This is a genomic window from Kitasatospora sp. MBT63 (genome assembly GCF_000710465.2).
Classification (GTDB): domain Bacteria; phylum Actinomycetota; class Actinomycetes; order Streptomycetales; family Streptomycetaceae; genus Kitasatospora.
In genome coordinates, this window is record NZ_JAIZ01000446.1 from 1 (window position 1) to 1,671 (window position 1,671).

The window sequence follows — 1,671 nt, forward strand, 5'->3', positions numbered from 1 at the left end:
CCTCACCCTGGGCCTGGCCACCCCCGGCACCCGCCGCCCCCGCCGCGCCGCCCGCCGGGGCCCACGCGCCGCCAGGACCTGACGGCGGCGGTGCCCGGGCGGCGGCGTCAGGACCTGGCGGTCACGGCCCGGGCGGTCACGGCCCGGGCGGTCATGGCGCGGCCGGTCACGGCTGTCTGCTGAGGTGGCTGTCGGCGAACCCCTCCTGCTTCACCAGCAGGCGCCCGTCGGCCTCCAGGTCGAACGTGACCTGCTCGGCCACCTCCGCGCCGCACCCCGAACCGCTGGTGGTCAGCGACTCAGCGACCACCAGGGTCTGCTCCGAGGCCGTCACCAGGATCGAGGCCGCGCCGCAGCTGACACCCCCGGCCGTCGTGGTGGCGGCCCGCCCCACGGTGTCGCCGATCTGGCCCTGGACCAGCTGGATGCGGTAGGTGGCGGTGACCTTCTGCCCGCCGGTGGTGGTCACCACGCCCTGCCAGGTCCCCAGGAAGACCGCCGGCACCACCCCGGCCGGGCGAGACGGGCTCGGCGACGGCGACGGCGAGGGAGAAGGGGACGGCGAACCGGACGGCGACGGCGACAGTGCGGCGGACCCTCCCGTCACCGACCCGTCCGCCGAGGAACGGCCGCCCGGACCGCCGTCCCCCGCGTACCAGAGCGCCGCCCCGGCCGCGGCGGCCGCGATCAGCACACCGCCCGCGACCAGCGCAGGCACCGTCAGCCGCCGCCCCCGGCCGAGCCCGTCGGGGCCGACAGGGCCGACAGGGCCGGCCGGGCCCGTCGGCGGCCGGTCAGCCACCGGCCGGTCCACCGGCGGTGCCGGGGTGTCCAACTCGGTCACGGGCCCCGAGCGTTCCGCCGCCGGGTGGTCGCCCGCGGACTCCAGACCGAGCAGCTCGACCGCCAGCCGTGCCACCGACTCCGACACCGCGGGCGGCAGCCACCCCGCCCGCGCGCCCGGTGCGGCACCGTCCGCGAGCCGGTCCCGCAACTGCTCCGGCGTCGGCCGGTCGGCCTGCTCCTTCGCCAGGCAGGCGCCGACCACCTCACGCAGGGACGCATCGAGACCGGTCAGGTCCGGCGCCTCGTGGAGCACCCGGTACAGCAGCACCGCCGCGCTGATCCCCTCACCGAACGGCGCGGCCCCGGTGGCCGCGTACGCGAGCACCGCGCCGAGCGAGAAGACGTCACCGGCCGGACCAGCGGTCTGCCCCTGGGCCTGCTCGGGGGACATGAACCCGGGCGAGCCGATCACGAAACCCGACCTGGTCAGCGCGGTCGCCGCGTCCAGCGCCCGGGCGATGCCGAAGTCGATCAGACGCGGACCGTCCAGCGCCAGCAGCACGTTGGACGGCTTGACGTCCCGGTGCACCAGACCGAGGCCGTGCACCGCGGCCAGCGCGTCGGCCAGCCCCGAACCGAGGGCCCGGACGGCGGACACCGGCAGCGGCCCGAACTCGCGGACCGCCGCGCCCAGCGCCGGCCCCGCCACGTAGCCGGTGGCGACCCAGGGCCGGGGGCCGTCGGTATCGGCGTCCAGCACCGGGGCCGTCCAGTGGCCGCCGACCCGGCGCGCCGCCTCGACCTCCTGGCGGAACCGGGTGCGGAACTCGGCGTCCGCCGCCAGCTCGCCGTGCACCGCCTTGACCGCCACCGTCCGTCCGCCCG

At 77.9% G+C, this 1,671-nt stretch carries 1 protein-coding gene; it reads right to left on the reverse strand.

The window, feature by feature from the left end:
• Positions 1–166: 166 nt before the first annotated feature.
• On the reverse strand, positions 167–1,671 hold a 1,505-nt coding region (locus AA75_RS24310; RefSeq protein ID WP_149038343.1), incomplete at its 5' end, for a serine/threonine-protein kinase.